General features: G+C 65.8%; 13 protein-coding genes. 6 read left to right on the forward strand and 7 right to left on the reverse strand.

Translation table 11 applies throughout. The annotated features are described in order from the left end of the window. Positions 1-226 precede the first annotated feature (226 nt). Both OHQ90_RS23505 and OHQ90_RS23510 read left to right on the forward strand, forming a co-directional pair. Complete coding sequence (locus OHQ90_RS23505; RefSeq protein ID WP_328400862.1) at positions 227-1108, forward strand: SGNH/GDSL hydrolase family protein; 882 nt, start codon at positions 227-229, stop codon at positions 1106-1108. 202 nt (positions 1109-1310) lie between these two features. Beyond that, positions 1311-3008 (forward strand): GMC family oxidoreductase, encoded by a 1698-nt coding sequence (locus OHQ90_RS23510; RefSeq protein ID WP_328400864.1) that lies wholly within the window; start codon positions 1311-1313, stop codon positions 3006-3008. Positions 3009-3188: 180 nt separating this feature from the next. Here OHQ90_RS23510 and OHQ90_RS23515 read toward each other — a convergent pair whose 3' ends face one another. From OHQ90_RS23515 to OHQ90_RS23535, 5 genes are all read right to left on the reverse strand, one after another. Then, complete coding sequence (locus OHQ90_RS23515; RefSeq protein WP_328400866.1) at positions 3189-3797, reverse strand: glyoxalase; 609 nt, start codon at positions 3795-3797, stop codon at positions 3189-3191. A gap of 85 nt (positions 3798-3882) precedes the next feature. Beyond that, a complete protein-coding gene (locus OHQ90_RS23520; RefSeq protein ID WP_328400868.1) occupies positions 3883-4239 on the reverse strand; it encodes a VOC family protein in 357 nt (118 codons plus the stop codon). Positions 4240-5122: 883 nt separating this feature from the next. Beyond that, positions 5123-6646, reverse strand: coding sequence for a GMC oxidoreductase (locus OHQ90_RS23525; protein WP_328400870.1), 1524 nt, complete (start codon positions 6644-6646; stop codon positions 5123-5125). A gap of 362 nt (positions 6647-7008) precedes the next feature. Then, on the reverse strand, positions 7009-7620 hold the full coding sequence (locus OHQ90_RS23530; protein WP_328400872.1) for a TetR/AcrR family transcriptional regulator: 612 nt from the start codon (positions 7618-7620) through the stop codon (positions 7009-7011). Positions 7621-7661: 41 nt separating this feature from the next. After that, positions 7662-8552 carry an alpha/beta fold hydrolase gene (locus OHQ90_RS23535; protein ID WP_328400874.1) on the reverse strand — a complete coding sequence of 297 codons (891 nt, stop codon included), beginning with the start codon at positions 8550-8552 and terminating at the stop codon, positions 7662-7664. Between the two features lie 140 nt (positions 8553-8692). On the opposite strand from OHQ90_RS23535, the gene OHQ90_RS23540 reads away from it, so the two are divergent. Beyond that, on the forward strand, positions 8693-10552 hold the full coding sequence (locus OHQ90_RS23540; protein ID WP_328400876.1) for a Na+/H+ antiporter: 1860 nt from the start codon (positions 8693-8695) through the stop codon (positions 10550-10552). 4 nt (positions 10553-10556) lie between these two features. On the opposite strand, the gene OHQ90_RS23545 is transcribed toward OHQ90_RS23540, so the two are convergent. After that, entirely contained in the window at positions 10557-11105 is a 549-nt protein-coding gene (locus tag OHQ90_RS23545; protein ID WP_328400878.1) for a TetR/AcrR family transcriptional regulator, read from the reverse strand. Positions 11106-11343: 238 nt separating this feature from the next. On the opposite strand from OHQ90_RS23545, the gene OHQ90_RS23550 reads away from it, so the two are divergent. The 3 genes from OHQ90_RS23550 to OHQ90_RS23560 are packed head-to-tail and all read left to right on the forward strand — an operon-like array spanning position 11344 to position 13491. Further along, positions 11344-11949: a helix-turn-helix domain-containing protein gene (locus OHQ90_RS23550; RefSeq protein WP_328400880.1), complete on the forward strand. Its 606-nt coding sequence runs from the start codon at positions 11344-11346 to the stop codon at positions 11947-11949. Between the two features lie 33 nt (positions 11950-11982). Beyond that, positions 11983-12663, forward strand: a complete 681-nt coding sequence (locus OHQ90_RS23555; protein ID WP_328400882.1) for an enoyl-CoA hydratase-related protein — start codon at positions 11983-11985, stop codon at positions 12661-12663. Positions 12664-12708: 45 nt separating this feature from the next. Continuing rightward, positions 12709-13491: a crotonase/enoyl-CoA hydratase family protein gene (locus OHQ90_RS23560; RefSeq protein ID WP_328400884.1), complete on the forward strand. Its 783-nt coding sequence runs from the start codon at positions 12709-12711 to the stop codon at positions 13489-13491. Positions 13492-13966: 475 nt separating this feature from the next. On the opposite strand, the gene OHQ90_RS23565 is transcribed toward OHQ90_RS23560, so the two are convergent. Then, a complete protein-coding gene (locus tag OHQ90_RS23565; protein WP_328400886.1) occupies positions 13967-15097 on the reverse strand; it encodes an IS630 family transposase in 1131 nt (376 codons plus the stop codon). Positions 15098-15121: the final 24 nt, after the last annotated feature.

A 15121-nucleotide genomic window follows, 5' to 3' on the forward strand; every position in this document is an offset into this window, starting at 1 on the left:
CTGTCTGTTGCGGGTGAGCGCCGCGTCCTGAAATCTGCTTTGCGGTAAGGATGTTCGTGTGGCTGGCGGTTGCTCTCGGGGCGCGGTGCGCGCCTTGGTGGCGCCGGGATTCCTGGGCGGTGTTCATTGGATCGGTAAGGTCGCTGTCCGGGTGGTATTTTCACCCCATGCTGGACGCTCGTCCAGCGCGCTCGACTTGCGGCGGCGGGTCACTTGTGGAGGGTTCATGAAGAAGGTGTCTCGGGTGTTGATCGCGTGTGCGGCTGTCTGTGTGACGCTGCCCGTCGTTTCGGAGTCTGTTTCTGCGACGCCGCCGCGGTTCGACGAGTATGTGGCGCTGGGTGATTCGTGGGCGGCGGATGCGACGCTGAATCCCGGGTTGGTGACCGAGGAGTTCGTGCCATTGACGTGTGCGCAGAGCCGGGGTAGCTATGCCAAGCAGGTCGCTGCGGCGCTGGCTGTCGCGGCGTTTCGGGATGCGTCCTGTGGTGGTGCGCAGACTGTCGATATGACGGGAAGCCAGAAGGGGCTCAATCCCCCGCAGTTCGATCGGCTCACCGTCTCGACGGATTTGGTGACGCTGTTGATCGGCGGCAACGACGCGGGTTTGGCCGCGGCGGTCCAGGGGTGTCCGACTCTCGATTCCGGCGCAACACCGTGCCTGGATTCTTTTGTCGTCGATGGGGTTGATCGAATGTCGGCGAATATCGCGGCGGCGGAGCCGAAGGTGGTCGCGACGATCGAGGGCGTTCGGGCCCGGGCACCGCATGCGCGGGTGTTGGTGTTGAACTATTTCAAGGGTGTCGGCACCGAGGGCAGTTGTTTTCCGGCGATCCCGATTTCCGATGGGGATGCGCGGTGGGTGGGTCGCAAGCTGGTCGAGTTGAATGCGATGGTTGCGCGGGCGGTCGAGGCGACCGGTGTCGAGTTGGTCGATACGTATGCGGCCAGTGACGGGCATGATGCGTGTCAGCCTGCGGGTGTGCGGTGGGCGGAGGGTTTGGTGCCGTTCAGCAGTGACCCGGTGGGTCCGGCGGTGCCGTTCCATCCGAACCAGCTCGGCGCCGACCATCAGGCGCGCAGTGTGCTTGCCGCGGTTGGTCGGTAGCGCCGTCGGCGGGTAGCGGTCGTGCTCCGCGGCGGAACACGAGCGCCACGGGTGGCCGAAAATATCGATTCAGTGGCCGTCCGGCTCTCTCACCCGATGTATCCCGATGCCTACCGTTGTCGGCATGACTACACCGTCTCGATCAGGTACCGGCCGAACACACATCTCGGTGTCGATTCGGACCGGAAGGTAAGGCGCGCACATGGGGATGCACTACGACGTGCTGGTGATCGGTTCGGGATTCGGTGGCAGTGTCTCGGCGCTGCGGTTGACCGAGAAGGGTTACCGGGTGGGTGTGCTGGAGACCGGACGTCGTTTCGCGGATGCGGAGTTCGCAAAGAACTCGTGGCATGTGAAGGAGTATCTGTGGGCCCCGAAGCTCGGCTGCTTCGGTATTCAGCGGTTGACGTTGCTGAAGGACACTTTCATCATGAGCGGGTCGGGGGTCGGGGGTGGGTCGCTGGTGTATGCGAACACCTTGTACGAGGCGCCGGAGACGTTCTATCGCGATAGGCAGTGGTCGCATATCACCGATTGGAAGTCGGAGTTGGCGCCGCATTACGACCAGGCGAAGCGGATGCTGGGGGTGACGACGAATCCGGCGACGACGCCCTCGGATCGGGTGATGCTGGCGGTCGCCGAGGATATGGGGATCGCGCAGACGTATCGGCGTACGCCGGTGGGAGTGTTGTTCGCAGACAAGGACACTCGCCCGGGTGCGGCGGTGGCCGATCCATTCTTCGGTGGGGTGGGCCCGGAGCGGCGGGCGTGCACGCATTGTGGTGAGTGCATGACCGGGTGTCGGCACGGGGCTAAGAACACCCTGGTCAAGAATTACCTGTATTTGGCGGAGCGGGCCGGTGCCACGGTGCATCCGTTGACGACGGCGGTGACGGTGCGCCCGTTGCGCGGTGGCGGGTACGCGGTGGACACGGTGCGGACGGGGCGGTGGGTGCGTAAGGCGAAACAGACCTTCACCGCCGATCAGGTGGTGTTCTCCGCGGCGGCGCTCGGCACTCAACAGTTGTTGCACACGTTGAAGGATCGCGGGGTGTTGCCGAATGTCTCACCGCGATTGGGGCATCTGGCGCGCACCAATTCCGAGGCGGTGCTGGCGGTGCGTTCACGCAACAAGGATTCGGATTTCACCAAGGGGGTCGCGATCACGTCCTCGATCCATCCCAACGAATACACCCACATCGAGCCGGTACGGTACGGCAAGGGCAGCAATTTCATGGGGTTGTTGACCACGGTGTTGGTCGATGGTCAGGATGGTAAGCGCCGTTGGGTGCTGGGTGTGCGTGAATTGGTGCGCCGGCGCCGGGATCTGGTGACGCTGCACAATCCGCGGCGGTGGTCGGAGCGGATGATCGGTCTGCTGGTTATGCAGAATGTGGACAACTCGATCATCACCTACAACAAGCGTGGCCTGTTCGGTCGGCGGATGACGACCAAACAGGGGACCGGTGCGGCTCCCCCGGCGTGGATTCCGGAAGGTAACGATGTCGCCCGTCGGGTGGCGGAGAAGATCGATGGTATTCCGCAGGGTTGCTGGACCGAGATGGTGAATATCCCGATCACCGGTCATTTCATCGGCGGCTGTGCGATCGGGGACTCTCCCGATACCGGTGTCGTGGATCCTTACCACCGGTTGTACGGCTATGAGGGTTTGCACATCGTGGATGGTTCGACGATCTCGGCGAATCTCGGGGTGAATCCGTCGCTGACGATCACCGCGCAGGCGGAGCGGGCAATGTCGTTGTGGCCCAACAAGGGTGAGGTCGATCGGCGTCCGCTGTTGGGTGCTCGGTACCGCAGGATCGATGCGATCGCACCGAAGAACCCGGTGGTACCGGTCGCCGCGCCCGGCGCGTTGCGCTTGTCGATCACTCCGATCTAGTGCGCGTTCGGGTGCGGTGTGGGTTGTGCCCCAAGGAGTGTGGTGTGCGCACACTCCCACTTCCAGCCGCACCGGCGGTATCGGAGCGGGTGGAAGTGGCAGGCAGCGTGCAGTGCCGGCTCGACATCGAACTCGAGGTCGACGACGGGCCGCTCCTCGGTGCGGCGGGCGGCCGAGGCGTCAGACCGCCTCCCAGGCGAACCCGTCGGGGTCGGTGAAGGTCCCGGCATTACTGCCGATGACGATCCGGTGCGATCCGGTGCCGTCCGGGGAGATGCCAGCGTCCTTGGCGGCGGCACGGCGCCCGTAGAGCGCCAGCTTGACCGACGACCCGGGGGTCGCGAACTCGACATACTTGCTGCCGAAGCTCTTCGCCACAGCCACGCCGCGGTCGACGTAGAACTGTTTGGTTGCCTTGACGTCCTCGACTCCCAGCAGCAGGACGACGTCGTCGACCTCGCGGGTGGCGGGGCCGGTGTCCTTCTTCTGCGACGTTGTGACCTTCCAGATCGTCCCGTCCGGGGCCTGGATCACGCCTCCATAGCCCCAGAAGCTCTTCTTGGCCGTCTTCAGTGTGGTGAAGCCGGCGTCGAGCGCGGTGCCGATGAGGCTGTCGACGGTGCTCGGCTGGGACACCACCAGCGACACGATGAATCCACGGAAGCCCGTCGTGGGTGCCTGCGAGGCGCGGAACCTCACTTTGTCGCCCAACCCGAAGGCGGCGGCGTAGATGGCCTCGGCGGCCTGGGGGTCGGACACTTCGAGGGTGACGGGTTCGATGGAGGTCATGGCGGTTCTTTCGGTGAGGTGGTGTGGCGGTCCGAGTGGATGCTCGGTGTCGTGACGACGCCGAACACTGCAGTGGGGTTGGTACTTATCGGTCCTGAATCAGCCCGAGGACATTGCCATCGGTGTCGGTCACCGCGGCCACCAGGCGGCCGCCACCGACGTCGTGCGCAGGCTCTTTCACGGTGGCTCCCGCAGCGGTCAGCTCGGCCAGTTTCGCCTCGATGTCGGGCACGTGCCAGTAGGACAGCGGTGCGGTCGGACTCTGCGGTCCACCACTGGGCACCAGTCCGATGTGCTGGCCCTCGGTCTCGAAGCCGACGTAGTAGGACGAGTCGGTCTGCGGCGATACGCCGAGCAGGGCGACGTAGACCGCCTTGGCTGTCGCCAGGTCGGACACGGGATGCAGCACGGTCTTGATTCCCTGGGTGAGAGAGCTGGTCATGATTACTCCTGAAGTCGTGGGTCACATCGAACCGGTGTGTCCGTCTGTCGAGGTCAACCGGGCGTGCTCATAGCATCTCCTCCGGCGCGGCCCACCCACATCCGTGGCGACCACGGAACCGTCCACTGATCCGGGCACGGATCGCCTACGGCAAGTGCTGCCGGATCTACACCTGCCCACGCCGCACGACCCGGGCGATCTCGGCCTTGCTCGTGATCGCCCGGGTCGTGCGGCTGTACACCGAGGGACAGTCGCTGGATGCTGTAGCTCGGGCGTTGGGCAAGACCAAGGGCAGCATTTGGAACGCGCTACGGCGTCGAGGAGTAGTGATGCGCCCGTCTAGTCGATAGTGGTGGTGCACCGAGTTCGGTCGACGCGCGAGCGCAGTGATAACCCTGGTGGGTCGCGTCAAGACTGGATGTCTCGGGCCACGGAGCCTTGCGCGGGATGAGAACCTTCGAAAGCTGACAGGCTCTGATTCAGCTGCCGCTACCGCCATTGGATCCGCCACCGAGACCACCGCGCTCCGTGGTTGTCGGGGGTTTGGTCGCCGTCGGCGGCTGCGGGAGTGTCGTGCGCGGCGGCGACTGGGTGGTGACCGGCGCTGTCGGCTCGGGCGCTTTCCGGGGTTCGGCGGATCCGCATCCCGTGGCGAGCAGCGATGCGGCCACCGCGGCTGGCAGCGCACACGCCACTCGCCGCGGCATTCGCCGTCCGCCGGCACCGAAATTCCCAGATGACCTGCCGCGCAAAGACTTCCCCCTCGTTACCGATCGAACGGACCGATCTTAACGGCACGCGAATCGAGGGCGAGGCGTGGGCGACCATGGCCGCCCAGTCGGAGCAGTTGCGGGCCTGGCTGGACGAGGGCGTGCCGCCGAGGTTACAGATCGCTGGCGAGGATGTTCTCGATATTGCGTTCCGCCAGAGCCGTAATGGTGACGAATGGATTGACGCTGGTATTGCCCGGGATCAGCGAGCCGTCGATGACGTAGAGTCCGGTGTAGCCGGGGAGACGACCGTAGTTGTCGGTCGCCTCATTGAGCACGCAACCACCCAGCGGGTGATAGGTGAAGTCGTCGCCCCAGGTCTTGTAGACGCCGAAGAGGTCGGTCCGGTAGATCGTCCCCTCCTTGTTGTTGATCTTGTCGAATATGCGCTCGGCGGCATCGATGGCGTACTGGTTCTGTGTGGTCTGCCAGCTCAGATCGACCTTGCCGGTACCGGAGTTGAAGGTGAACTGCCCGCGATTGGGATTCTTGGTGATCGCCAGATACAGGCTGACGTAGGTCTCCAGCCCCGCCGGGAAGGGCGCGACCTCGGCGAAGGCCGGGCCGCCCGCATCGGCCCAGTTGTCGATACCCAGGCACGGCATGCTGGATTGCAGTACGCCGGTGCCGTCCCACATGTGATTGGCGCGGCCCACCATCACATTGCCGTTGTTGCCCCACTTCTTGCCGACGGCATCGGGCAGGTCGGGCAGTTTGCCCTGCGCCTTCATTGCCACCAGCAGCTTCGAGGTGCCGATACTGCCCGCCGCGAAGAACACCTTCTGCGCTACAACGGCTTTGGTAGCCACCGTGGCACCGCTGGTATTGATCTCGTTCATCTCCACTCGATAGCCGCCGTCCGTGGGCGTTACGGCGGTGACGGTGTGCATGGGCGTGATACGCACCTTGCCGGTCCCGGTGGCCGCGGCCAGATACGTCTTGTCCAGCGACCGCTTGCCGTGGTTGTTGCCATAGATGACCTCACCGGCCAGCGCCGACCGGGTGACCTGCTCGGCCTGCTCCTTTTTCATGTACTCGAAGTCGTAGACATTCGGCACGAAGGTCCAGCCGAGGCCGGAGCGTTCCGCGTGTTTGCGTCCCACGCGCGCGAATTGGTAGCACTCCGCGCTCTCGAACCAGTTCTGGTCGATATTGTTCACGCTGAGACCGGTATTGGCGCGCGGGTAGTAGATGTTGTACATCTCGTCGGCGTTCACCGAGGGCAGGATGGCCGCGAAGTTCTCCCGCTTGGGCGTCACCGCCATACCGCCATTGACCAGCGAGCCACCGCCGACGCCCCGGCCCTGGTAGACGCGAATCCCGCTGAACTGTTCCGAATCCAGGACGCCCGTGTACCTTTCGATGTCCTTGTTGTAACTGCTGCCCGCGAAGTAGCCGACCGGCTGATCGGTGCGGTCGCGCAGCCAGTAGGACCGCCCATCGGGTTTCAGTACGGGACAGAAGATCTTGCCGTCGGAGCCGGGCGTCGTCCACGACATACCCATCTCCACCACGGTCACCTCCACACCCGCCTGCGCGAGCCGTAGTGCGGCGACCGATCCCCCGTATCCGCTGCCGATGACGAGCGCGGGAACCTTCTCCCCATTCGCCAGCGGTGCCGCGGTTGCCCGCACCATGGATCTCCCCACCAACGCGGCGGCAGTGGTGAAACCCGTTGCAGCTAGAAACCCGCGCCTGCTCACCCCCCGCCCGGACCGACTACCAACAGGTATTTCATGGGTGCGAACAAACAACGCTGGCTCCTCGTCGAGTCTTGGATTGAAACCTGTTATAGAGGTGTGAAGCGCGGCCGCGCGGAACTTTGGGGCCAAGCCGGAAAACTTTCGATCTTGGACCAAAAGGAGAAGTGTGAACAGAATGTTCACCGCCATCGCGCCCTGGACGCCGCGGTTTTCGACGTCGGCGTCATCGACCGCATGCTCAGCGGAGGGGCAGAAATAAATGATCCGTCACCAGGGATGCCGGGTGGGCGCCGCTGCTAACGCAGTGCGGTGGCGAGGTGGTCTTGCAACTCGCACACCGTGTCTTCCAACGGCGTGGTAGGGCGCTCGACGCGGCACAACGCGATGGCGCCCTCGACTGCGGCGATGGTGAGGGTGGCCAGGCGGCCTGCGTGGTCGGCGGCAAGGCCGTGGCGCACGAGCAGCTCGGTGAGCGCGCGGTGCCAGCGGGTGAAGACCGCGGCGGCGTGCGCGAATTCCGGTGCGCCGTCGTTGGTTTCGACGGCGACGGCTAATGTCGGGCAGCCGGCGCGGAAGTCGCTGTCGAGCAGGGTGTGCCGCCAGAGGCCGACGAATTCGTCGAGTGCGGCGATCGGGTCGTTGTCGCGGGTGGTGCTTTCGATGAATTCCGACATCAGGACACCGGCCGCGGTGACCGCGTCGGTGATCAGCTGGGTGCGCCCGCCGGGGAAATGGTGGTAGACCGAGCCGCGGGGGGCGCCGGTGGCGGCCGGCACCCGATCAACGCTGGTGGCGCTCGCTCCGTGAATGCGCAGCGATTCGATCGCGCCGTCGATCATGCGCCGCCGCGCGTTCGAGGTACGCGGGCGGGCGGAGGGTTCGCTGCCTGTTCGGCGTGCCGCTGCCACCCGCCATCCTATGAGGGAGTCCATAATGGCGGGTGGCGGCGTTATTCCACGCGCGTGCTGTGGAAGTCGAGGACGGCGGCGAGGGTGTCGTCGGGGGCTTCCAGCTGCGGGTAGTGACCGACTTCGGGCAGTTCGACGACATCGGGGTCGGGGACGAGTTCGCGGTAGCGCGCCACCATGTGCGCGCCGGAGACCGGGTCGCGCAGGCCGTCGATCAGTCGCAGTGGCACCGTGGTTTCCTGTAGTGCACCGACCCAGCGGGCCCGGTTCGCCCTGCGTTCGCTCATGTAGCGAATGAGCTTGTGGCCGTTGCGTTTACCGTGCTTGCTGCACCACAGTAGCCAGAACTGGCGCATCTGCTCCTCGCTGGGTTTGGTGCGGGGCCCGAAGACGGCCGCGAGGCTGCGCGCGAAGGTGCGCTCGGTGCCGAGAATGCCGATCAGCGGGCCGAGCGGACCGGCCAGCAGTCGCTGGATCAGGCGGGCTCGATGGGTTTCCGGGAACAGGCCGCCGTTGAGCAGGCACACCGATTCGATCACCAGCGAGTCGTCGCCCTCGGCGCGGCGGCGAATGTCGCGGGCCAGCAACTCCTGGGCGACGGTGTCGCCGTAGTCGTGGGCGAGGATGTGGACTCGCCCGATGCCCTGCTCGCGCAGCAGGTTCTCGTGCAGGTCGGCCTGATCGGCGATCGCGTAGCGGTAGTTGAGCGGTTTCGCCGACCAGCCGAATCCGATCATGTCCGGTGCGATCACGCGCGCGAATCGCGCGCACAGACCCGGCCACACCGCGTGCCAATCCCAGGATGCGGTGGGAAATCCGTGAATACACAGCAGTGCGCCGTCTGTACCTGCTCCGCCGTCGCGCCAGAAGATCTGGTGACCGCGGTGGGTGTGGCGCCGTCCGCTGGCTCGCCAGAGCGCAAACTCCTCCATATCAACCTCCTCCATTTGTGTCGACAAGCATTGCGCGCGAACGCGGGCGCCACAGCGATTCCGCCGAACCACCCTCAGAGTTCATGTCATGTACTGTGCGGTCGGTTCGCGCCGGTCGTTTGCTCTGCGAGAATGCCACAGTGGATGTCGCGTTCGGCCTCGTTGTTCTCGTTGCGTCGGCGGTGTCGCTGGCAGCGTTGGCGCGGCGGTTCGGAATCTCCGAACCGCTGGTGTTGACGCTGGCCGGGGTCGCGGCGTCGTATCTGCCGTTCGTCCCGGAGGTGCATCCGCATCCGGAGATCATTTTGCTGGGGTTGCTGCCGCCGCTGCTGTACACCGCGGCGATTCGGACCTCACTGATAGATTTCCGGGCCAACGCGCGCACCATCACATCGCTGTCGGTGGGTTTGGTGCTGTTCAGCACCTTCATGGTGGCCGCGGTGGTGTGGTGGCTGTTGCCGGTGCCCTTCGCGGTCGCGGTGGCCCTGGGGGCGGTGGTGGCGCCACCGGATGCGGTCGCGGCGACCGCGGTGGCGCGCCGGATCGGGATGCCGCGGCGGATCGTGACCGTCCTCGAGGACGAATCGATGTTCAACGACGCGACCGCGCTGGTGGCGGTGCGCACCGCGATCGCGGCGTCGGCGGGAACGGTGACGGTATGGAAGGCGGGCGGCGACTTTTTGCTCGCCGCGGGCGGTGGTGCCGCGGTGGGGATCGCGGTGGCGTATCTGCTGGCGATGCTGCGCCGCCGGATCACCGATCCCGTGCTGGACACCTCGTTGTCGTTTCTCGCGCCGTTCATCGCGTATCTGCCGGCCGAGGGCATCCACGCTTCGGGGGTGATCGCGGTGGTCACCTGCGGGATGATCCTCGGGCATGGTGCGCCGGTGTGGCAGAGCGCGGCCTCGCGCATCGCCGAGCGCACCAATTGGCGGACCATCCAGTTCATTCTGGAGAGCTCGGTGTTCCTGATCGTGGGCCTGCAGATGCGGGCGATCCTCGAGGGCGCGTGGAGCAGTGGGCTCGACCACAGCCAGTTGATCATCGCCGCGGCGGCGGTGCTGGCGGCGGCGATGCTGGCGCGGCCGTTGTGGATCTATCCGTGGGCGCTGCTGTTCCATCGGATCAAACGCGCCGGATCGGATGTGCCGCTCAGTTATGCGACGGTGGTGTCGTGGGCGGGGATGCGGGGTGTGGTCACCCTCGCGGCGGTGTTGTTGCTCCCCGAGGACACTCCGCAGCTGCCGGTGTTGAAACTGTTGGCGGTTATCGTAGTCGCAGGCACGCTGCTGGTGCAGGGCACCTCGTTGCCGTTGCTGGTGCGGTGGCTGCATCTGCGTGGACCCAGTCGCGCGGAGGACGCCTTGCAGAAGGCGAACCTGTTGCAGCAGGCCACCGCGGCGGGTTTGGCGGAGCTCGAACGCCGGATCACCCCCGACACCCCGCCCGGGGTGGTCGAGTCGTTGCGTGATCGGGTCGCCTGGAAGACCAATGCGGCGTGGGAGCGGCTGGGGCGCGCGGAATCCGAGCAGGCGACACCGACCGCGGAGTACCGGCGGCTGCGGCTGGAGATGTTGCGCGCGGAACGGGAAACGGTGCTGCGGGTGCGGGATTCGGGCGCCCTGGACTACGCGATCCTGCAGCATGTGCTGGCCAGGCTCGATTTGGAAGAGTCGATCATCGACCGATACGACGAAACCGAGGAAGAAAACGTCGAACCTCTCGCCCTGCCCGGCGCGGCCGACAATTGCGAGCACCTGCGCGACGCGCCGCTGGTTCTCGAACCCGGTGCCCCCGACGAATGTCAGGAATGTCTGGCCGAGGGCCTCACGTGGGTGCATCTGCGGATGTGTCTGGCGTGCGGGCACATCGCGTGCTGTGATTCCTCGGTCGGCAACCACGCCAGCAAGCATTACGCGGCGACCGCGCATCCGGTGATGCGCAGTGTGGAGCCGGGTGAGGCGTGGCGCTGGTGCTATGTGGACGAGTTACTGGGCTGAGTGGTCAGCGGCGGGCGTGGGAGTAGATCAGCCGAGCATATTCGGTGAGCAGCTTGTCCAGTGAGACGTCCTCGCCGCTGGCGGCGATCTGCTGGTAGCCGATCAGCATCGCCATGCCCAGCGAGGTGACCACCGCGGCAGTGTCTTCGGCGCCGACTACGCCTTTGATGGCCTTGTGCACGGTGCGGCGGCGCGACTCGTCGACCCGCTTGAGCGCGAGGTTGACCGATTCGTCGTTGGCCGCCCAGGCGCGGATCGCGGCCTCGGCGGCATGGTGCAGGCCCGAGGCGAGGTCGGACATGGCGCGGATGTCGTCGTCGGGGTTGCCCTGGTTGAAATTCAGTGTGCGCAGGATCAGCACCTGACGGTTCTCCCAGTGCTCGAGTAGCGCGTCGACGAAGCCTTGCCAGCTGCCGAAGTGGTGGTAGAACGAGCCACTGGTGACTCCGAGGCGGCGGCACAACACGCCGATGTTGAGGCCTTTGAATCCGAGTTCGGCGAGCACCTCCAGAGCGGTGTCGAAATACTGCTCCTTGGTGACCACTCGTGACATCGGTGTGCCGTTCTGTCGTTCGGGCAAGGCGGGGGGAGGACCGAACAGTACCGCATTGTATTGCCGGCCCGTGCGAGCGTAACGAACCTACGATGCGGGGCTCCCATCGCCGGAAAGTATCCGTGACCGACCGAAACGTGAAGTGGCAGTGCGCAACAGGGGTTTCGATGCAGGGAGTCGACGCCGGAGGATTCGTGCAGATCGATAACAGAGCAGTTGCTCTGTTATCGTGGTCGGTATGCCTCGCCCACGGACCCACGACCCCGACGCCGTGCTCGATGCCGCACAGTTGCTGGCGGTGCAATCGGGCCCGGCGGCGGTCACCATCCGCGCGGTCGCCGCGGCGACCGGGGTGTCCAACGGCGCGATCTATCACACCTTCGGCTCGCGCGCGGAACTGCTCGGGCGCAGCTGGTTACGCGCCGCGCGCCGGTTTCTGGCCATGCAGACCGAACTGGTCGACACCCACCTCGCCGCGACCCAGCCCGCGGCGATCGAAGCGGTGCTCGCCGCGGCCGAGACCCCGGTGCTCTTTGCCGAGCAGTTCCCCGAATCCGCGAGGCTGCTGCACCTGGTGTCCCGCGACGAACTGCTCGGCGACGAGGTACCCGAAGCGCTCGCCGCGGAACTGGCAGGTACCGACCGGACCCTGGTGGAGTTGATGATCCGCCTCGCACGCGCCCTGTGGGATCGCGGCGACGCCCGCGCGGTCGAGGTGATCACCACCTGCCTCGTCGACCTGCCCACCGCCATCCTGTTGCGCCGTGACCAGCTCACCGATCCCCGTGCCCGCCACCAGTTGCGCGCCGCGGTGCGCGCGGTCCTGGATGTCGGCCCGCGCTGACCCGTTTCCCGAAGCCCCTCGAAAGGAATCACCATGCCCACCCTCGACTACCACGACAAGATCGCCGTCCTCGACCTCGGCGGCGACGAGAACCGCTTCTCCCCCGACTTCCTCGATGCCGTCGAGGCCCACCTCGACACCGTGCTGGCCGAGGGCGCACATGGTCTGGTGACCACCGCCGGCGGCAAGTTCTACTCCAACGGCCTGGATCTGGACTGGCTGATCGCCAACGGTGAACGCACCCAGTGGTATGTCGGGCGGGTGCAGGCGCTGTTCGCGCGCGTGCTCACCCTGCCCATCCCGACCGCTGCCGCGCTGCCCGGACACGCCTTCGGTGCCGGCGCCATGCTGGCCATCGCCCACGACTACCGCGTGATGCGCGCCGACCACGGCTTCTTCTGCTTCCCCGAGGTCGACATCCGCATCCCGTTCACCCCCGGCATGGCCGCGCTCATCCAGGCCAAGCTCGCCCCGAAGTCGGCCATCGCCTCGATGACCACCGGTCGCCGCTTCGGCGGTGCGGACGCCCTGACCCACGACATCGTCGATGCGACCGCTGCCGAGGGCGCGGTGACTGCCGCCGCGCTGGAACTGCTGGCCCCCTTGGGCGGCAAGGACTCCGGGACCCTCGGCGCCATCAAGAACACCATGTTCGCCGGCGCCCTCGCCGCGCTCACCACCGAGTCGCCCTCGACGATTCCATTGTCGGAGTAGGTTTTCCCTCAGCTGATCCAGCGCGCACCATTCGAGGAGACCGTCTTGAGCGAGGCCGCCACCCTGCAACGCCAGGGGCACATCGCCGTCATCACCCTGAACAGACCCGAGGCGATGAACGCGGTCAATGCCGCACTATCGGTTGCCGTCGGCGCGGCCCTCGAGGAACTGGCCACCGACCCGCAGTTGCGGGCTGGCATCGTCACCGGCGCGGGCCGGGCGTTCTGCGCGGGCGCGGATCTCAAAGAACTCTCCCGCGGCAACGGCATCGGCGACCCCGAGCACCCCGAATACGGATTCGCCGGCCTCGTCCAGCATTTCATCGATAAACCACTCATCGCCGCCGTCAACGGCTTTGCCCTCGGCGGCGGCACCGAGATCGTGCTGGCCAGCGACCTGGCTGTGATGAGTCGGGACGCCACCCTCGGACTGCCCGAGGTCAAGCGCGGCCTCATCGCCGCCGCCGGTGGACTATTGCGGCTGCCGCGCCAGATCCCACCCAAGATCGCGCTGGAAATGGCGCTGACCGGCACCCCCATCGACGCCGCCGCGGCCGCTACCTGGGGCTTGGTCAACCGTGTCGTCCCCGCCGACCAGGTGCTGCCCACCGCCATCGCACTCGCCGAGACCATCGCCGCCAACGCGCCACTGGCGGTGCGTGCTTCGAAACGAATCATCCACCGCGTCAACGACTTCGGCTCCGAGTGGGAAACCCCCATCTGGGAGATGAGCATGCAGGAGGCGATGGGGGTGTTCCTCAGCAAGGACGCCCAGGAGGGACCTCGCGCCTTCGCCGAAAAGCGCGCACCGCAGTGGCACGGCGAATGATGCCGTCCCGCTGCGGGCGGGTCCCTGTCCGATCGTGGTGGCGAGCTCTGGGCGGCGCGAACCGATTCGATGGGACCACTTACTGAGGTCGGGTTCGCACGGCATCGGCCGACCAGCCGCAGCGCAGGTGACGATCGGCGACCGAGATCCGAGTGCGGGTGCGCGTGGACTCCGCTCACCCGGTGCCGTATTGCTTCGGTGCTCGCTGGCGGTCGTAATCGCGGGCAACCGCGACCGAACGAGACCGCTCGACCACTTCCTTGGCCGCCGCCTCCCGAAACTCGGGTGAATACCGCGAATTCTTCTACGCCACAACAACTCCTGTCAGTGAACCCCAATCCTACGTTGGGCAACTGTCCGAGAGCCTTCCGGCACCTCAACTTCAATAGCGTGGTCAATCTTCATTCGGTTGGGAGATCGCGAAGCCCAGGACGTCATCGGCGAGCAGCGCAGCCTGGGTTCGACTAGTGCCGCGTCAAGCAACCTTCGGTAGGTAATCCGGCAGCCGGATCTTGGAGTTGACGGCGAACTCGCGCTTGGGCTGGGCGTGTTGGTTGTGCCAGCGGAGGTAGGCGCCGATCGCGGCGTCCTGTTCGCCGTGGCTGCAATGGTCGGTGCCGTTGAGAGCGAAGTAGCGCAACGCCGCGAATTCGGACTCGATCCAGTTCAACCACGACGAATAGGTCGGCAGGAACACCAGTTCCACGTCGTTGGCTGCGGCCCAGTCCCGGACCTCGGCTCGCTTGTGCGGGGAGAAGTTGTCGGCGATGACGTAGAGCTTGTCCCCGGGCCAGCGCTCCCGCAGCGACTTCAACAACGCCAGAAACTCCTGCCACCGCTTACGATCCCGGATCCGATAGTGGATCTTCCCGGTAGCCAGATCCAGAGCACCGAGTAGGTGCCGCACACCCTGGGTGCGGTGATAGGTCGCCCGCAACCGTTTCGGGCTTCGTCGCGGAAACCAGCCACGACCAGTGCGGGGTTGCAGGTTGAGCGGCCCGAACTCGTCCACGCAAACCACCCGCCCATCGGCCGGCGGATGATCGTAGAGGTCGAGGACGCGGTTCATCTTGGCAGTGAACTCCGGATCGGTACCGGCTTTCCAGGTCTTGGTGGTCTGCCACGACACCCCCTCGGCTTTGAGGATCTTGCGCAGAGTCTCGCGGCTGATATCGGCGATCTCGTTGGTGACCAGTACTTCTCGCAGTTTCGACAGACTCCACACCGAGAACGGCCAGCCCAGGTCCCGCGGACAGCACCGAGCGATGCAAGCGATGCGTTCACGCGCCGCCCGATCCACCTTCTTCGGCCTGCCCGCGCTCCATTTTGGGTCCAGAGCCTCGAACCCCCGTTCGTTGAACTCGTGGATCACTTGCCGCACATAAGCTTCGCTGACCTGCATCAACCTCGCGATCGCGGGGACCGGCTGCCGCTGCGCCGAGGCCATCACCACGATCGCACGTCGCGTCCTGATCGGTTGTCTGCTCGTCTTCGTGATCTTCTGCAACCGGCGCCCCTCTTCCGGGGTCACCGCTCGCACAAACACTTCCGGCCTCCGGGCCACCGGCACCACCTCCACCGGCAGCATCACCGGCCACGTGCCCACGATCAACTCGACACCCGGTTACCG

It is taken from the genome of Nocardia sp. NBC_00403, assembly GCF_036046055.1.
In the GTDB taxonomy this organism is placed as follows: Bacteria; Actinomycetota; Actinomycetes; order Mycobacteriales; family Mycobacteriaceae; genus Nocardia.